The 15,526-nt window shown below is 36.4% G+C and carries 13 protein-coding genes; 12 read left to right on the forward strand and 1 reads right to left on the reverse strand.

What is annotated here, in order from left to right:
* Positions 1–27 precede the first annotated feature (27 nt).
* From R4Z09_RS13275 to R4Z09_RS13305, 7 genes are all read left to right on the forward strand, one after another.
* Positions 28–783, forward strand: coding sequence for an SDR family oxidoreductase (locus R4Z09_RS13275; RefSeq protein WP_338452737.1), 756 nt, complete (start codon positions 28–30; stop codon positions 781–783).
* A gap of 120 nt (positions 784–903) precedes the next feature.
* Positions 904–2,073, forward strand: coding sequence for a CaiB/BaiF CoA-transferase family protein (locus tag R4Z09_RS13280; RefSeq protein WP_338452738.1), 1,170 nt, complete (start codon positions 904–906; stop codon positions 2,071–2,073).
* A gap of 421 nt (positions 2,074–2,494) precedes the next feature.
* Complete coding sequence (locus R4Z09_RS13285) at positions 2,495–3,562, forward strand: LLM class flavin-dependent oxidoreductase (RefSeq protein WP_338452739.1); 1,068 nt, start codon at positions 2,495–2,497, stop codon at positions 3,560–3,562.
* A gap of 393 nt (positions 3,563–3,955) precedes the next feature.
* Positions 3,956–5,320, forward strand: a complete 1,365-nt coding sequence (locus tag R4Z09_RS13290; RefSeq protein WP_338452740.1) for an aromatic acid/H+ symport family MFS transporter — start codon at positions 3,956–3,958, stop codon at positions 5,318–5,320.
* A 45-nt stretch (positions 5,321–5,365) separates the two neighbouring features.
* Positions 5,366–6,952, forward strand: a complete 1,587-nt coding sequence (locus R4Z09_RS13295) for an AMP-binding protein (protein ID WP_338452741.1) — start codon at positions 5,366–5,368, stop codon at positions 6,950–6,952.
* A 98-nt stretch (positions 6,953–7,050) separates the two neighbouring features.
* On the forward strand, positions 7,051–7,407 hold the full coding sequence (locus tag R4Z09_RS13300; protein WP_338452742.1) for a Rieske (2Fe-2S) protein: 357 nt from the start codon (positions 7,051–7,053) through the stop codon (positions 7,405–7,407).
* Between the two features lie 80 nt (positions 7,408–7,487).
* Complete coding sequence (locus R4Z09_RS13305) at positions 7,488–8,633, forward strand: amidohydrolase family protein (protein WP_338452743.1); 1,146 nt, start codon at positions 7,488–7,490, stop codon at positions 8,631–8,633.
* A gap of 230 nt (positions 8,634–8,863) precedes the next feature.
* Here the strand turns inward: R4Z09_RS13305 and R4Z09_RS13310 are convergent, their stop codons facing one another.
* Entirely contained in the window at positions 8,864–9,820 is a 957-nt protein-coding gene (locus R4Z09_RS13310) for an alpha/beta hydrolase (RefSeq protein WP_338452744.1), read from the reverse strand.
* 267 nt (positions 9,821–10,087) lie between these two features.
* Between R4Z09_RS13310 and R4Z09_RS13315 the strand changes: the two genes are divergently transcribed.
* The 5 genes from R4Z09_RS13315 (at position 10,088) to R4Z09_RS13335 (ending at position 15,346) form a co-directional block, all read left to right on the forward strand.
* Entirely contained in the window at positions 10,088–11,161 is a 1,074-nt protein-coding gene (locus tag R4Z09_RS13315; protein ID WP_338452745.1) for a phosphotransferase family protein, read from the forward strand.
* Positions 11,162–11,380: 219 nt separating this feature from the next.
* The gene (locus R4Z09_RS13320; RefSeq protein WP_338452746.1) at positions 11,381–11,989 is read left to right on the forward strand and encodes a TetR/AcrR family transcriptional regulator; all 609 of its coding nucleotides are present in this window, start codon (positions 11,381–11,383) and stop codon (positions 11,987–11,989) included.
* A gap of 148 nt (positions 11,990–12,137) precedes the next feature.
* Complete coding sequence (locus tag R4Z09_RS13325) at positions 12,138–12,365, forward strand: hypothetical protein (protein WP_338452747.1); 228 nt, start codon at positions 12,138–12,140, stop codon at positions 12,363–12,365.
* A 3-nt stretch (positions 12,366–12,368) separates the two neighbouring features.
* Positions 12,369–13,553 carry an iron-containing alcohol dehydrogenase gene (locus R4Z09_RS13330; protein ID WP_338452748.1) on the forward strand — a complete coding sequence of 395 codons (1,185 nt, stop codon included), beginning with the start codon at positions 12,369–12,371 and terminating at the stop codon, positions 13,551–13,553.
* A gap of 167 nt (positions 13,554–13,720) precedes the next feature.
* Positions 13,721–15,346, forward strand: a complete 1,626-nt coding sequence (locus R4Z09_RS13335; RefSeq protein ID WP_338452749.1) for an acyl-CoA synthetase — start codon at positions 13,721–13,723, stop codon at positions 15,344–15,346.
* Positions 15,347–15,526: the final 180 nt, after the last annotated feature.

Below are 15,526 nucleotides of genomic sequence, written 5' to 3' on the forward strand. Positions count from 1 at the left end.
TATTCATGTAAATGGGGGGACGGCAGGATGAACCTGGATATAAGTGGAAAAGTCATACTTATTACTGGTGGAAGCAGAGGTTTAGGGGCAGAGATGGCTCGTGAATTTGCTGCGAGTGGCGCCGATATTATCTTAGCCAGCCGTAATAAAGAAAGCTGTGAAGTGGTGGCAAATGAAGTACGCCAGCTAGGGAGAAATGCCTTAACGGTATCCTGTGATGTATCAAATTTATCAGATATTCACAATTTATTTAGTATCATAAAAGAAGAATACGGAAGACTCGACGTGTTAGTCAACAATGCAGGGGCCAATGTAACAAAACCCGCTCTAGAGGTTACCGAAGCTGATTGGGACTATATCAATGATGTAAATATGAAGGGACTATTTTTCAGCTGTCAGGAAGCTGCAAAGATGATGAAGGAACAAGGTTCAGGAAAAATCATTAATATCTCTTCTGTCGGTGGTGTGAAACCCTACAAACGAATCGCACCATACACAGCCACAAAAGCAGCTGTTATCCATTTAACCAAATCATTGGCTGCAGAATGGGCCCGGTATAATATCCATGTTAATTCAATTGCTCCGGGACTTATTAGTACAGAAATTAATAAATCGGAGATGGAGAACAAAACCTGGCTTGAGGGGGCCATAAAAGCAATTCCCCTTAGAAGATTAGGAAATCCAAAGGATATTTCCCAAATCGCTTTATATCTTGTATCGGAAGCTTCGAATTATATTACAGGGCAAACATTTTTTATCGATGGGGGGACACTGTCAGAATAAAAATGGGATAGGTGTTTGTTCTTTTTGGACTTTTTTTCAAACAATTGTTTGTTTTATAAAAGATAGTTTAATTGAGTCAGAGAACCAGTTTTTATCCCTATATGAAAGGAGGCGAAATATATGAATAGACCGTTTCAATCAATAAGAGTAGTAGATCTTACCCGTTTATTGCCAGGTCCATATTGTACCATGTTACTTGCAGACTTCGGTGCAGAAGTAATCAAGATAGAGGAACCATTAGTAGGTGATTATGCAAGATGGGAGGAACCAAAAGCCGAAACGGACAGCGCTATTTTTTCCTCTTTAAATCGCAATAAAAAAAGCGTAACTCTTAATTTAAAGTCAGAACAAGGGAAAGAAATATTTAAAGAATTAATTAAAACGGCTGATGTTTTAGTAGAATCGTTCCGTCCTGGGGTTATGGATCGGTTAGGTTTAGGCTACGATACCTTAAAAACAATTAATCCGAAACTAATTTATTGTGCCATTACCGGTTTTGGTCAAACAGGTCCTTATGCAAATCTGCCTGGTCATGATATGAATTACTTAAGCTATGCAGGGTTACTCAATCTTCAAGGCGAGCGGAATCAAAAACCTTTCCCGCCTCCCGTCCAAATTGCGGATATTGGTGGAGGGTCTTTAATGGCCGTTATTGGTATTCTAACAGCTGTTATTTCAAGAAACCACACAGGTAAAGGGCAATTTGTTGATATTTCCATGTTAGATGGTACCGTTTCGTGGCTACAAACCCTGCTGCCAAATTACTTGGCAAATCATGAATTACCAAAAAGAGGGGAGTTGGCCCTTTCGGGAAGTAAAGCTTGTTATGAAGTTTACGAAACGTCCGATCAGCGTTATTTATCCGTTGGTGCCATCGAAGAAAAATTTTGGATTGAATTTTGCAAGGGAATTGGCAGAGAAGATTTTATAGAATATCTAAACGCACCGCAAAACAAACAGGATGAATTAAAGATCGAAATTGGAAAGATTATTAAAATGAAATCTCTTAAGGAATGGTTAGATCTTTTTGAAACCTATGAAACATGCGTTTCACCTGTTTTAACCTTTGGAGAAATGACAAAGGATCCGCAAATAAGGGATCGCGGCATGATTCAAGAAATACCGGGATTAGACGGTGTTCATATCGGGATTCCGATTAAACTATCTGACACACCTGGAAGCATTTATTCTAAAGCACCCAAATTAGGCGAACATAATGAAGAGATTTTTAAAGAGTTAGGGTTTAAAAAGGATAAAATTGATTTGTATATTCAGGAAGGCGTTATTTGATCTTTGTAAAAAATAATAATAATTTTCAAAATATTTTATTTTCAGAATTATTGAAATATTTTAAGGGATAGGCTATAATAAAATCAAATGGTTGTTTGTTTTATTCTATAGCTTATTCCAAAATATCTGAGTGAATCTTCAAGAAAATTGATAAAACAAATATTTGTTTAGTTAAATCATCCATTCTACCTCATAAGAATATAACTTTATTTACCAGAAGCATTGATTAGCTCCTCCTCACTCAATCACAAGGAATTACTTGTTAAAAGAATCTTATTTATCCTTGTATACACCCATTAAGGAGGTGGTTTCTAAATTTGGATCCACCAATTACAGTCTTTGTGTAAACGCATACATTATTTATCATTTTTTGCTTGTTAAATTAATTAATATAAACAAAATTATGATTAGGGAGTGTTGAATGATGAAAATGGGTTTATTTTATGTTAATGAGTGTCACGATCAAAACTATGAAAGAGCATATGGGGAAATGCTTGAACAAATCCAGTATGGAGAAGAACTTGGTTTTGAAAGTGTATGGTTGGCAGAGCATCATTTTAGTGCATATGGAAGCATGCCATCACCGCAAGTAGCTGCTGCGGCCATCGCTCAAATTACAAAGAAGATGGATATTGGTATTGGCGTTAGTATTTTAAACTTTGATAATCCAGTTCGGATTGCTGAAGATTATGCAATGGTAGACATTTTAAGTAATGGTCGTTTAAAATTTGGTGCGGGAAGAGGATACCAGCCAATTGAAGCAAAAGGTCTTGGAATTAGCTTAGAAAGAACGAGAGAACGATTCTGGGAATATGTTGAGATCATTCAAGGATTATGGAGTAACGATACTTTCAGCTATAATGGGGAGTTTTATCAATTCGATAATTTGAGATTAACTCCAAAACCTATCCAAGAGAGAATCCCATTCTATTATGCTTGTATTAGTCCTGAATCATTTGACTTAGTAGTAGAAAGAGGAGCACAAGAATTTATGGTTACTCCAACATTGATGGTTATGGATGATGTACTAGAATATACTAGACGGACAAGAGACCGTTTACTTCAAAAAGGAATTATCCCATCTATTCATATGAATCTGCAAATGAATATTGCTGACGATACAGATCAGGCAATTAAAAATGTAGAAAAAGAAATGGCCATCTATTTCAACAAGGTTCTTGAGTTAATCCCTGGTGCTAAAGGAACCCAAGCTCCTGCAACATATGAAAGATTTGCTGAAGTAGCAAAAGAGTTTGACGGTCCAATTAATGTGGCAGCATTAAACCAATCTGGAGTTGCTTTGTTAGCTGGTTCTGAAGAAGCAGTAAATCGACTAGAAGTTGTGGAACAAGCAGGTGTTGGAAGCATGTCTTGCTGGTTTAAAATGGGTGATATGGAACACAAAAAAGTCATGAGAACGATGAAACGTTTTGCAGATGAAGTGCTTCCATATTTCAAATCGCCAGCTCAGAAGGCTACTGTTTTATAATTTCAGAAAATTAGGATAATTTATTATGCTGTTACTCTTAGTTTCTGAGGAATGTAACTTTGTAAATGGACAAGTAATAAAAGTAGATGGAGGGTAGGGTTCAAGATAAATCTGATTTAATTGAATCTCATCCATTCTAAATGAATGAATAGACAACCAGAAAAGCAGGGTAAATGATATTTCATTTACCCTGCTTTAAAGATTTACATCAAATCGAAAACTTTAACTTCATGATATGAATGTACAGAATTATGCTATAGCCTTTTATTATTCTAAGCTTCTATTAAATCTATGGTAATTATAGCTAAAATACCTTCTCAACTTGAAGGTACAAAATGCTGTAGGCCCATACAATTAATACTGATCTTTAATTGTTTATTTTAGGAGGAAGCAATGAAAAAAATTTATGTGGAACAAATAGTTGATGAAAGCAAATTTAATTCTGTACATTTAATGGTTGTCTTATGGTGTAGTTTCATTATGTTTTGTGATGGATACGACATGGTTGTATTTGGCTCTGTTATTCCTAGTATAAGTGCTGAATGGGGAATCTCTACAAGTACGGCTGGTTTTATTGGAAGTCTAGGGATGTTTGGTGCTTTAATAGGATCACTAGTCTGTGGTATATTAGCGGACTTTTGGGGAAGGAAAAAGGTCATTGTTGTTTGCTTTACCATTTTTACTACTTTTACCTTCTTAACTGGATTTGCCCAAGGACCTGTTGAATTTGCTATTTTTCGTACCCTTGGCGGTCTAGGCTTAGGCGGTATGCCACCACTTCTAGTGGCCATTATGTCTGAATATTCACCTAAGACTAGCAGAAGTATGTTGGTTGGTTTAATTTCTTCTGGTTTTGCTATTGGTGGAATTTCAGTAGCACTTCTAGGGATTGTTGTTATTCCTAATCTTGGTTGGGAATGGATGTTCTTTTTTGGAGGACTACCTATATTAGCACTGCCTTTCATGATCAAAAGCATGCCCGAATCTTTGGCCTTTCTGGTTGTAAGGAAAGAGAATGATAAAGTAAGCCATATTTTATCAAAACTAAATCCAACCTATATACCGCAGAAAGAGGATAGCTTTGAGGTTCATTTACCAAAACAAGGGATGCCAGTAACAAAGCTTTTTACAGAAAAAAGGGGATTCTCTACTATTATGTTCTGGATCACTTCATTTATGGCATTATTAGTGATCTATGGTTTAGGAACATGGCTGCCACAACTAATGGTTCAAGCCGGCTATCCTTTGACTTCTAGCTTGCTATTCTTATTCGCTTTGAATTTCGGAGTCATGATCGGGAATATTACCGGCGGCTGGCTGGCCGATCGGAATAAGCCAAAAAAGGTTATTGCTGGAATGTTAATACTAGGCGGAATTAGCTTAAGCTTACTTGGTTTTAAGCCAGTCATGGTTATTTTATACTTATTGGTTGTGGTTGCGGGTGCATGTTCGAATGGTCCTGGTACAACGAATTACGGTTACGCCTCCAAATTCTATCCAACACGCATGAGATCTACTGGGGTAGGCTGGACAAGCGGAATTGGAAGAATTGGTGCGATGGTTGGGCCTTTCTTTGGCGGGCTGTTATTAGAATTAAGTTTACCTACCCATATGAACTTTATTAGCTTTGCCATACCTGCATTACTTGGAGCTTTAGCCATATCATTTGTCCAAGATAAGTACAGTGATTTTAAAATTGTTTCAACAAAACCTGTACAACATATAGGAACGGCTGAAGTGAATCCAAACGAAGTATAAAAGAATTCCTTTCTATTTATCTAGTGTAAAAAGGGGATGTAAACATTGTATCAAGGAATTGAAACATTTGGAAAAATTGTGGAGCACCGTGCAAAACTCAAGCCTGCTGCCCGATTTGTTCGCTTTGAGAGTTCGGATCTAACCTATGATCAATTTCATCGAAGCGGCAATCAAGTGGCGAATGCATTTAAATGGTTAGGGTTGACTAAAGGAAACACTTGCGCTGTGATGCTTCCAAATAGTCCAGAATTTTTAGCCGTGTGGCTTGGATTGACTCGAATCGGTGTGATTGAAGTTCCGATTAACACCGCATTTAGGGGGGATCTTCTAACTTACATTCTAAATAAAGCTGAATGTCAAGTTATTGTGATTTCCTCACAATGGGTAGACCGTATTAATCAAATAAGTGATGATCTTTTGCATCTACAACATGTAATCGTAGTTGGAGAAGACGATCATCCAATCCCTAATAAAATTGGCTGGTATTCGTATAGCGATCTGATTTCAAAGGCAAGCGATAGTGAAATTGAGGTTACTATTCAACCAGAAGACTCCTCCCTTATTTTATTTACTTCTGGAACGACAGGTCCTTCGAAGGGAGTTATCCTTACACACCGTGCTAATTTCAGTGTAGCAAAAACAGCTTGTGAATTAATGAAATATGGACCAGAAGATCGCTTATTTACCGCTTTTCCGCTTTTTCATGTTAATGCCCGTTACACGACCATTCTAGTGGCGTTGCTTGTAGACTGTGACGTCGTTATGCACAGCAAATTTTCAGCATCAAGATTTTGGGATATTTGCCGGAAAGAACAAATCACTGCATTTAATTTCATGGGTTCTCTTCTGACCATGTTAATGAAGCAGCCGGAACGTGATGAAGACGGTGATAATCCTGTTCAAAAGGCATTTGGAGCACCTACACCATTAGAAATATATGAAGCTTTTGAGGAACGATTCCAAGTCAAAATCTCTGAGGTTTATGGATCAACAGAGTTAGGAACTGCCTTATATAACCCTGCCAGTTCGTTTAGAAAGGGCTCTTGTGGATTCGCAGTGCCAATCTTTGAGGTTGAAATCCATGATGAATATGATAACCCTTGTCCTCCCGGGGTAACTGGAGAAATTGTAGCAAGACCCAAAAAACCCGATATCATGTTTTCAGGCTATTATGGAATGCCTGAGGCAACGGTGGAGTCATGGAGAAATTTATGGTTTCATACCGGTGATTTAGGACGAATGGATGAAGACGGTTACTTCTATTTCATTGACCGAAACAAAGACGTTGTACGCCGAAGAGGAGAGAATATATCCTCATACGAAGTCGAAAGAGTGATAAATGATCATCCAGCAGTATTTGAATCTGCAGTCATCGGGGTACCTTCTGAATTATCAGAAGAAGAGGTTTTAGCCCTTATCATCGTCAAAGAAGGCTTGGAAATAGAACCGGAAGAACTGCTTGATTTTTGTCAGGAGCGGATGGCTCATTTCGCTATTCCTCGTTATATCAGATTTGTAAAAGAACTGCCAAAAAACACATCTCAAAGAGTAGAAAAATACAAGTTACGAGAAGAGGGAATTACCGAAGATACATGGGATCGTGAACTTGTTGGATATGTCGTTAGGCGATGACGATGACATTATTTCTAAACACCTAAAAATAACTGAATATTATTAATTGTATGTTAATACCACCAAATTTTTTTCAACATTATAAAAGGGAGGAATTTATGATGGAAAGAAATGTTCTATGTAAAAAAGATGAGCTCTCAACTGGAGAATTTAAAATTTTCCAAGTTCAAAGAATGTCCATTGTTTTAGTTCGTAAAAAGGATAAATATCATGCCATAAGGAATTGGTGTCCACATCAAGGGGCGGAGTTAGGGAAAGGTGTATTAAGGGGAGCTGTACGCCCATCAAATAGAAGTGAGTATGATTATGACAAACCAGCTGGGTTCCTTTATTGCCCTTGGCATCATTGGAGTTTCGATGTGGAAAACGGATGTTCCATGCATGATCCAGAAAAAACGAAAGTCAAAACGTATGATGTCAAAATAGAAGGCGACGATGTTGTTTTATATGCATAACTTCTTAATTCACAATTTAGTATTCTAAATCAAAAAAGGCTCATGTGGGCAATTAAATATATTTATTTTGGAGGAGATTCATGATGAGTACTATTTCCGTAAAAAGTAATGCGCAGGCTGCCGTTAAAAAGAATGTGATACCAGTCATTGATTGTGACGTCCACCCAAATCCACGGAGTTATGAGGATTTGAATCCATACTTAAGCGATTATTGGAGAGATTTCTTGACAGATTGTAAATGGAAGGGTGTATTCCCGGGAATACCAATCATGGCAATTGTTGCCAATGCAGGTCATCGTATGGATAGTATTCCTCCTGAAGGCGGGCTTGGATGTTCTTCCGTTAGTTTTTTTAAAGAACAAGTAACGGACCGATATAATTATGCGAATGCCATTCTTTTTCCTGACTCAACCTTTATGTTATCCGCTTCCCCGCAACATGAAATGGCAACTGCTGTGGCCTCTGCCTATAATGATTGGCAGATTGAACATTGGCTATCGAAAGATAGTAGTTTCCGCGGTTCTGTTGTGATTGCATCTCAAGATCCAGTTGAAGCAGCACGTGAGATTGATCGTGTAGGAAGTCATCCGCAAATGGTACAAGTTGGGTTATCGATTCATTCTCCATATGGCGGATGGGGTGACAAGCGTTATCATCCTATTTGGGAAGCTGCCGTACGAAATGGACTTGTTTGTACATTCCATGTTTCCGTTCCAGGCGGATTGTTTAGACCGGGTCCAGTTCTAGGAAACTATTACCCTGAGGGTCAAACAAACAACGGTTTAACTTACCAGGCTCAAATTAATAGTATCATATTCGGTGGTGTTCTAGAGAAATATCAGGAATTACGTATGGTATTTGTTGAAGGTGGATTTGCTTGGCTTCCAAATTTGATGTATACAATGGATACTCATTGGAGGAATCTAAGAAGAGAGGTACCATGGGTAAAACGTCCACCAAGTCAGCAAGTAAGGGAACATATGTGGTTTGGAACACAGCCTTTCATTGAACCAGAAAGGCATGAAGATGAAGAGCATGTACTTCAAATTATAAAAATGATTGGGACTAATAAAATTTTGTTTGCCAGTGACTATCCACATTGGGAATTTGATGCACCTCATGTTGCATTAGCAAAGCTTCCAAAAGACATAAGAGAACAAATCCTTTATAAAAACGCTATGGAATTATTTGGTCTTCCCGATCCAATGAAATCAGAAAATAATTAAATAGAATCCAATTCCTATTTAAGGGTAGTTTCAAAAGTGAAGTTAGACGCTTTTAAAACTACCCCTTTATCAATAGCTAAATTCTTTATTTTCAATGGAAGTTCATACTCAGAAATAGTTAGTAATTTTTTCAATACACAATAAAATCCAATTATTCCTGACATTAAGGGAATAATTGGATTTTATTAAACAATACTTTTGAAATTAAAATGTTAACTAGTCAATAAATGTTATAGAGAAGCACTTGAAGAAAATGCTTGATTCAATGTATTTGTAATTTGTTGTAGGGCTCTTTTGGCATCTGCCATAATTACCGGCATCCAGAAGAAACCGTGAATTTGACCATCATATCTTGTCTGTTCTACCGGCACACCAGCTTCTTTTAATCTGGTCGCATATGCTTCCCCTTCATCCCGGAGTACATCATATTCCGCTGTAATAATAAGAGCTGGCGGCAATCCAGATACATCATCAGCAAGCAGAGGAGAGGCATAAGGATTATATTTATCTTCTTCATTATTTAAATATTGATTAGCGAACCAATGCATAGCAGATGTTTCCAAATAATGATCTTTGCCATTTTCTAAATACGATTGTGTATTAAAAGAAAAATTAGTAACTGGATACAGTAATACTTGATATGCAATAGACGGACCTCCACGATCCTTTGCCATTAGCGGTACTACCGCAGCTAGATTCCCGCCGGCGCTATCACCGCCAACGGCAATGCGGCTTGGATCCCCATTATAGATAGCAATATTCTCGGAGACCCACTTGGTGGCTGCATAACAATCTTCTGCAGGGATTGGGAATTTATATTCCGGAGCAAGACGATAATCGACAGAAACAACCAAACATTCGGTAGAATTTGTTACAGAACGAAGTATCGGATCAATAACATCTAAATCGCCTAACACCCAGCCGCCCCCATGGTAATATACAAACACCGGGAATGGACCTTGACCTTTAGGAGAATAAAGGCGTAAGCCTATTTGTCCGCCATCAACTGGTATCGTCAGATTTTCTACTTTTCCTACTTCTTGAGATTCTCCAACAACTCCTTCATAGAAAGCAAGAAGACCGTCTCGATTCTCTTGAACTGTCATTTCCTCAATTGCTTTTGCACCAGCCGCTTTTGCTTCAGCAATTTGATCTAAAAGATTCTTAACTTGTGATTGTAATGGCATCCAATTTCCTCCTATCATTATATGAAATCGCTTCCAAATACTATTATATAACCAACGATAAAGGAAATCAATATAGGTATTTGAAAATTCAGAAATTTACTTCATTTTTAATAGTGATTTGATTTTGTGTTTGACATAATATTTAGATTTTTTTGAAAATTAAATTGAAAGAACCTTAATTCCTTGTTATAATAAAATCAAACAAACGGTAGATTTTTTAATTGAATTTCCATTTGTGGTGACTTTTACTTAGGTGGTGGAGTATGGATGAAAAAAGAACAAGCAGTAAATACAATTCCTATTCGAAATGGAGAAAATTTTAACCAAGAAGCATTAAGGAAATATTTATATGAACATGTAGAGGATTTTCCAAATCAAGAGTTAGTAGTGGAGCAATTCCCAACTGGAGTGTCTAATTTAACTTATTTAATTAAAAGCGGTGAGTGGGAAGCTGTCATGCGTCGTCCTCCATCGGGACCATTACCGCCAAAAGCTCACGATATGCGAAGAGAGTCAGACCTTTTAAAAAATTTATATCCTGTATTTCCACTTGTTCCAAAACCATATGTATTTTGTGATGATAAAACAGTGATGGGGGTACCATTTTATGTTATGCAGCGCAAAAAAGGAGTAGTGTTAGATGATCATTTCCCTCCTGAAATGTCCCCTTCATTAGAACTATGCCAAGAACTATCATATGCAGTTGTTGATGCGCTGGCTCAATTACATTCTGTGGATTACGAAAAGGCGAATTTAGCTGAGTTTGGTTTTCCGCATGGATTTTTAGAAAGGCAAGTAAATGGCTGGGTCAATCGCTATCGAAAATATGAAACAGATGAAATTCCTTTTTTTGAGCCGTTAGCAAAATGGTATTTAAATAATATCCCAGCATCAGAAGGAGCTTCTATTATTCATAATGATTATAAATTAAATAATATGCTGCTCTCAGAAAATTACAAAGAAATTGAAGCCATTCTTGATTGGGAGATTGCCACGATTGGAGATCCTCTTTTTGATTTGGCAGGTGCCCTGGGATATTGGCTTGAAGGGAGCGATCCTGATTATCTGAAAGAAAGCCTACCAACTGTTACAGTGATGCCTGGATTTATTAAGCGCAGAGAATTTGTCCACCGGTATTCACTGAAATCAGGAAGAGACGTGCCTTCATTAAATTACTATATGTCATTTACGTATTTTAAATTAGCCGTTGTTTTGCAGCAGATTTACTATCGTTGGAAAGTAGGGCAAACTGTGGATGGACGCTTCGCTGACTTTAGTACAAAGGTGAAAAACCTTATGTTGTACGCCTACGAAATTTCGAACACCCTTAATAATGACTAAATACATGATGAAATAAGTATTTGAAAATATCCCACCAATTTATTAAACTTTGAAAACCCTTAATAATATTATGAAAATAAAGAAAACAATGGTAGAATATTATTCAAACAAGTGATTGTTTTCCTAGAAATAACCTTGAAACTCTTAATTGTTTTATTATCTATCATAATATTTTTATAAGGGATCTATTAAATATTCAGGTGGGAAGGAGTTATTATTATGGGTAAAAACGTAAAATCCACTAAAAAATCAAATGAAAAATACATGAAAATAGTGGATGCAGCGGCAAAAGTTTTTCGTGAAAAAGGTTATAAAGAAGCTACTTTAGAAGATATTGCAAACGAGGTCGGGATGTTAAAGGGCAGTCTTTATTATTATATTGATAAAAAAGAAGATTTACTCTACTCCGTTGTTGAAAGACCATTGAATGAAATGACTGAAAATTTAAATAAGATTATAAGTACTTCTGATTCACCTACACTTAAACTAGAAAAAGCTTTAATCAATCACATTAATGGCTTTGAGCACTACCAAAGCGAATTATTTGTTTGGATTTCAATTGAATGGTTCAAATCTGAATTCGGTGGAGAGATTGCCAGTCTTGGAGACGAAATTGACCGCATGTTTCGTAAAATCATTATTGAAGGGATTGAAAAGAAAGAGTTCAGACCTGATTTAGACCCAAAATTAATAACATTTGCGATTTTTGGCGTTTTTAATTATATGCAGCGCTGGTATTCCCCGAATAATGGTTATACTTTTCAGGAAATATCTGTTCAATTTAATAAATTTGTTCTCCAAGGTATTATGAATAAAGTACTGTTGTAATAGTATACCATTATCTGTAGATTCATTTTCTCGTAACCCGGGCTTCTTCTCCAGATATACTCAAAGGAATGAAAGCCTCATGGGGAGTCCAACCTAAGCAGTATTTTATCACAAATAATAAAATACTCTTTATTTAGGAGGTGATAGAGTGGATGAAATAATTAAAGATTTATTACTAACATCTCCTGGACTCTCTGCTGATAAAATGTTAAAAATCTATCAAAATAATTATAACAACGCTATTTTCGCAAGTAGTGTGTATAAACACCTTAGACAGTTAAAAAGAAAAGGAATCCTAATAAATAAAGGGAATCGTTGGTATGTAAATACTCTTCACCCTTCCATTAGTCGTTCCCAAGAATACTCTGGAGGTTAATGTATGTTCTATCAAAATCTTCCTGTTGATCGTGTTTATTACGGTATTCATTGTGTAGAACAAGAATTAATATCTGAGATCAAACTTATGAATGCAGAAAAAATATTAATCGTTACAAGCAATAGCCTATTAAAATCCAATACTTTCAAAAATATGGTTCAATCACTTCACGCTCATGATATTAAAACATTCACCATTTGTACAAAACAACATGTTCCAGGAAGTATACTATTTAAGAATTTAAAAGAGATTTATCATTTCAGTCCTGATCTCATTATTAGCTGTGGTGGAGGTAGTCCTATTGATGCGGCAAAAATACTTTCTTTCTGTTTAGCCCAAGGTATTAAGTCAGAGGAGGATATCTATCAATATTCAGATCATACAGAGAATAATACCTCAATCATAATGGAATCATATATCCCGCATATCGCCATACCAACAACCCTTTCTGCATCAGAATTTACTAGCATTGCAGGTGTTACAAATGAAAAAGATCAGATTAAATACAAGTTTTCTCATCTAAACATGACTCCTAAGTTCGTATTTCTAGATCCAGTATTCACGAAAGATACTCCGGAATGGCTTTGGATATCCACTGGTATACGCGCTGTGGATCATGCTGTAGAAACGCTTTATTCACCAGATCCAAATCCTATTAATACAAGTTTAGCTTTACAAGCCTTAAAAAAATTATATATTTATTTACCCCTTTGCAAAAAAGAACAAACTAATCTAGAATACCGGCTGGAATGCCAATTGGGAGCATGGCTTTCATTATTTTCGGTTGTGAATATCAAACTCGGATTATCTCATAGTATCGGCCATCAATTAGGATCTCTTTTTAACATTCCGCATGGAATAACTTCAGCCATTATGCTACCGCACGTCATGCGCTTTCTCTTGCCTAGTACCAGCCGAGAACAAGCACTAATCACAGAGGTATTAGAAAATAATGAAAGAGGTAATAGTATAGAAGAAAAAGCTGCATTGGCATCCAAGCTTATTGGCGATTTAATCAAAAAATTAGAAATTCCGCACAAATTAAGAGATTATCATATTGAAAAAGATAGTATCCATGAATTAGTCAGGAATATTCTGGTTGATATTCGCGGAGAAAAAAATAGTTTTGTCTTGGGGTCAGGAGATCTTCATGCAGAGATAACAAATTTATTACAACAAGCATGGTAAAATCTTGATAGAGCTAAAGGATTTTTAAAAAATATGTAGAAATGATTAAAACGTATGTACTTCACCTTTTTGTGTAAATAATTTTCTGATTAATTAGAATTTTATAAATAATCCTCTTAAATAATTGGATTATCATAATCAATAAACTATTAATGGAGTGAATGTATATGAAATACAATGAGCTTTTTGAATCTTTTTCATGGGAAAAAGTACTAAAGACTTTTGATTGGAATGTTGATGAGAAGTTTAATATGGCACATGAATGTTGTGACCGTTGGGCAGAAGATCCACTTCGTGTAGCTATTTATTGGGAAGATGAATCAGGAAAAACAGATGTTTGGACGTACATGCGATTGAAAGAGCAATCCAATCGTATGGCTAACGCCTTGCGATCACTCGGGGTCCAAAAAGGAGATCGTGTAGCAGGACTCCTTGGAAAAGAAATGGAACTCATCATAACCGTTTTAGCTACTTGGAAAATTGGAGCTGTCTATGTCCCTATGTTTACTGCCTTTGGACCTGAAGCCATTCGATATCGGCTGGAAAATTCAGGCTGCAAAGTATTAGTAACGAATCAAGAACAGGCGGTTAAAATAACTGATCTTAATCTTTCAACCAAAATCCTATTAAAGGACGGGCTGACAAATACAGGGCAGACATTTTGGGAATTTATTCAATCCTTTTCCGCTGATCATGAAACAGAGCCTACAAAAGTAATGGATCCATGTGTCATACAGTATACGTCAGGTTCAACAGGATTGCCAAAAGGGGCAGTTTGGGCACATAAAATATTAGTCAGTTCCTATCCATATGTAAGATACGCTATTGGAGTTGAGGATAACGATAGATTTTTTGGCGGTGCTGATTTAGGATGGGCATATGGACTGATTAATTGTACCTTTGTTCCTTTAAGTTATGGTGTAAGCATCCTTAGTTATAAAGGTTCTTTTAACGTTGAAAAAACCTATCAGTTATTAGAAAAATACAGCATAACAAATTTTGCTTATGCACCTACTGCTTATAGATTGATGATAACTTATGGGGCTGAGCTTATAAAAAAATATAAAATCAAGGTGAGAAAATTTAGTAGTGCAGGTGAACCCTTAAATGCAGAGGTTGTTCGTTTCTTTAGAGAAAATTTTGGCAGAGAAATCTATGATCATTATGGCTGCACTGAGACTGGGATGATCGTTGATAACTTTAATGTAACAGATATGAAGGTAAAACCAGGGTCAATGGGACTTCCTTCTCCTGGATTTAATCTAGCACTCGTAGATGAAGATGGGAATATTGTAAAGAAAGGTGATATTGGTCAAATTGCCGTTGATACCACCGCTTTTCCATATTTTTTTCTAGGATATTGGCAGGACGATAAGAAAACAAAGGAAAAGTTAAGGGGAAAATGGCTGCTGACTGGAGATTTAGCTAGTGAGGATGAGGAAGGGTATTTTTGGTTTGAGGGACGCGCTGATGATATTATTTCCAGTGCAGGTTACCGAATTGGTCCATTTGAAGTCGAAAGTAGTCTTATTGAACATCCTGCAGTAGCTGAAGCAGCTGTAGTAGGAAAACCGGATGAAGCGAAGGGAGAAATAGTTAAAGCCTTTATTGTCCTTACTCCTACATACGAACCTTCAGAAATACTAGCAAAAGAATTAAGTGCTTTTGTTAAAAATAAACTATCAAAACACCAATACCCTAGGGAAATAGAGTTTGTTGATGATCTTCCTAAAACGCCAAGCGGGAAAATTCAAAGATTTATTTTAAAGAAACAAATGCAAATATCAAGTTAAAAGAAGCTTACACGATTTCATTACATCCTTCTCCGACATTCCGTAGGTTTCTGTTCCATTTAAAACTAAGCGAAAATAAAAGAAATAGCCATATGAATTTTCTGAATATTCTTGAATAATCAAGAATATTCAGATATAATATAAAACAAACAGCTGTTTGTTTTAATATTTTATAGATAA

Source organism: Niallia oryzisoli, from assembly GCF_036670025.1.
GTDB lineage: Bacteria > Bacillota > Bacilli > Bacillales > Cytobacillaceae > Bacillus_BD > Bacillus_BD oryzisoli.

What these genes read in the sequence shown, in the direction of transcription:
- R4Z09_RS13320 (WP_338452746.1), top strand. Translation starts at nt 11,381, where the DNA reads ATGGGTAAAAACGTAAAATCCACTAAAAAATCAAATGAAAAATACATG.
- R4Z09_RS13335 (WP_338452749.1), top strand. Translation starts at nt 13,721, where the DNA reads ATGAAATACAATGAGCTTTTTGAATCTTTTTCATGGGAAAAAGTACTA.
- R4Z09_RS13315 (WP_338452745.1), top strand. Translation starts at nt 10,088, where the DNA reads ATGAAAAAAGAACAAGCAGTAAATACAATTCCTATTCGAAATGGAGAA.
- R4Z09_RS13290 (WP_338452740.1), top strand. Translation starts at nt 3,956, where the DNA reads ATGAAAAAAATTTATGTGGAACAAATAGTTGATGAAAGCAAATTTAAT.
- R4Z09_RS13285 (WP_338452739.1), top strand. Translation starts at nt 2,495, where the DNA reads ATGATGAAAATGGGTTTATTTTATGTTAATGAGTGTCACGATCAAAAC.
- R4Z09_RS13305 (WP_338452743.1), top strand. Translation starts at nt 7,488, where the DNA reads ATGATGAGTACTATTTCCGTAAAAAGTAATGCGCAGGCTGCCGTTAAA.
- R4Z09_RS13310 (WP_338452744.1), bottom strand. Translation starts at nt 9,820, where the DNA reads ATGCCATTACAATCACAAGTTAAGAATCTTTTAGATCAAATTGCTGAA.
- R4Z09_RS13330 (WP_338452748.1), top strand. Translation starts at nt 12,369, where the DNA reads ATGTTCTATCAAAATCTTCCTGTTGATCGTGTTTATTACGGTATTCAT.
- R4Z09_RS13300 (WP_338452742.1), top strand. Translation starts at nt 7,051, where the DNA reads ATGATGGAAAGAAATGTTCTATGTAAAAAAGATGAGCTCTCAACTGGA.
- R4Z09_RS13280 (WP_338452738.1), top strand. Translation starts at nt 904, where the DNA reads ATGAATAGACCGTTTCAATCAATAAGAGTAGTAGATCTTACCCGTTTA.
- R4Z09_RS13275 (WP_338452737.1), top strand. Translation starts at nt 28, where the DNA reads ATGAACCTGGATATAAGTGGAAAAGTCATACTTATTACTGGTGGAAGC.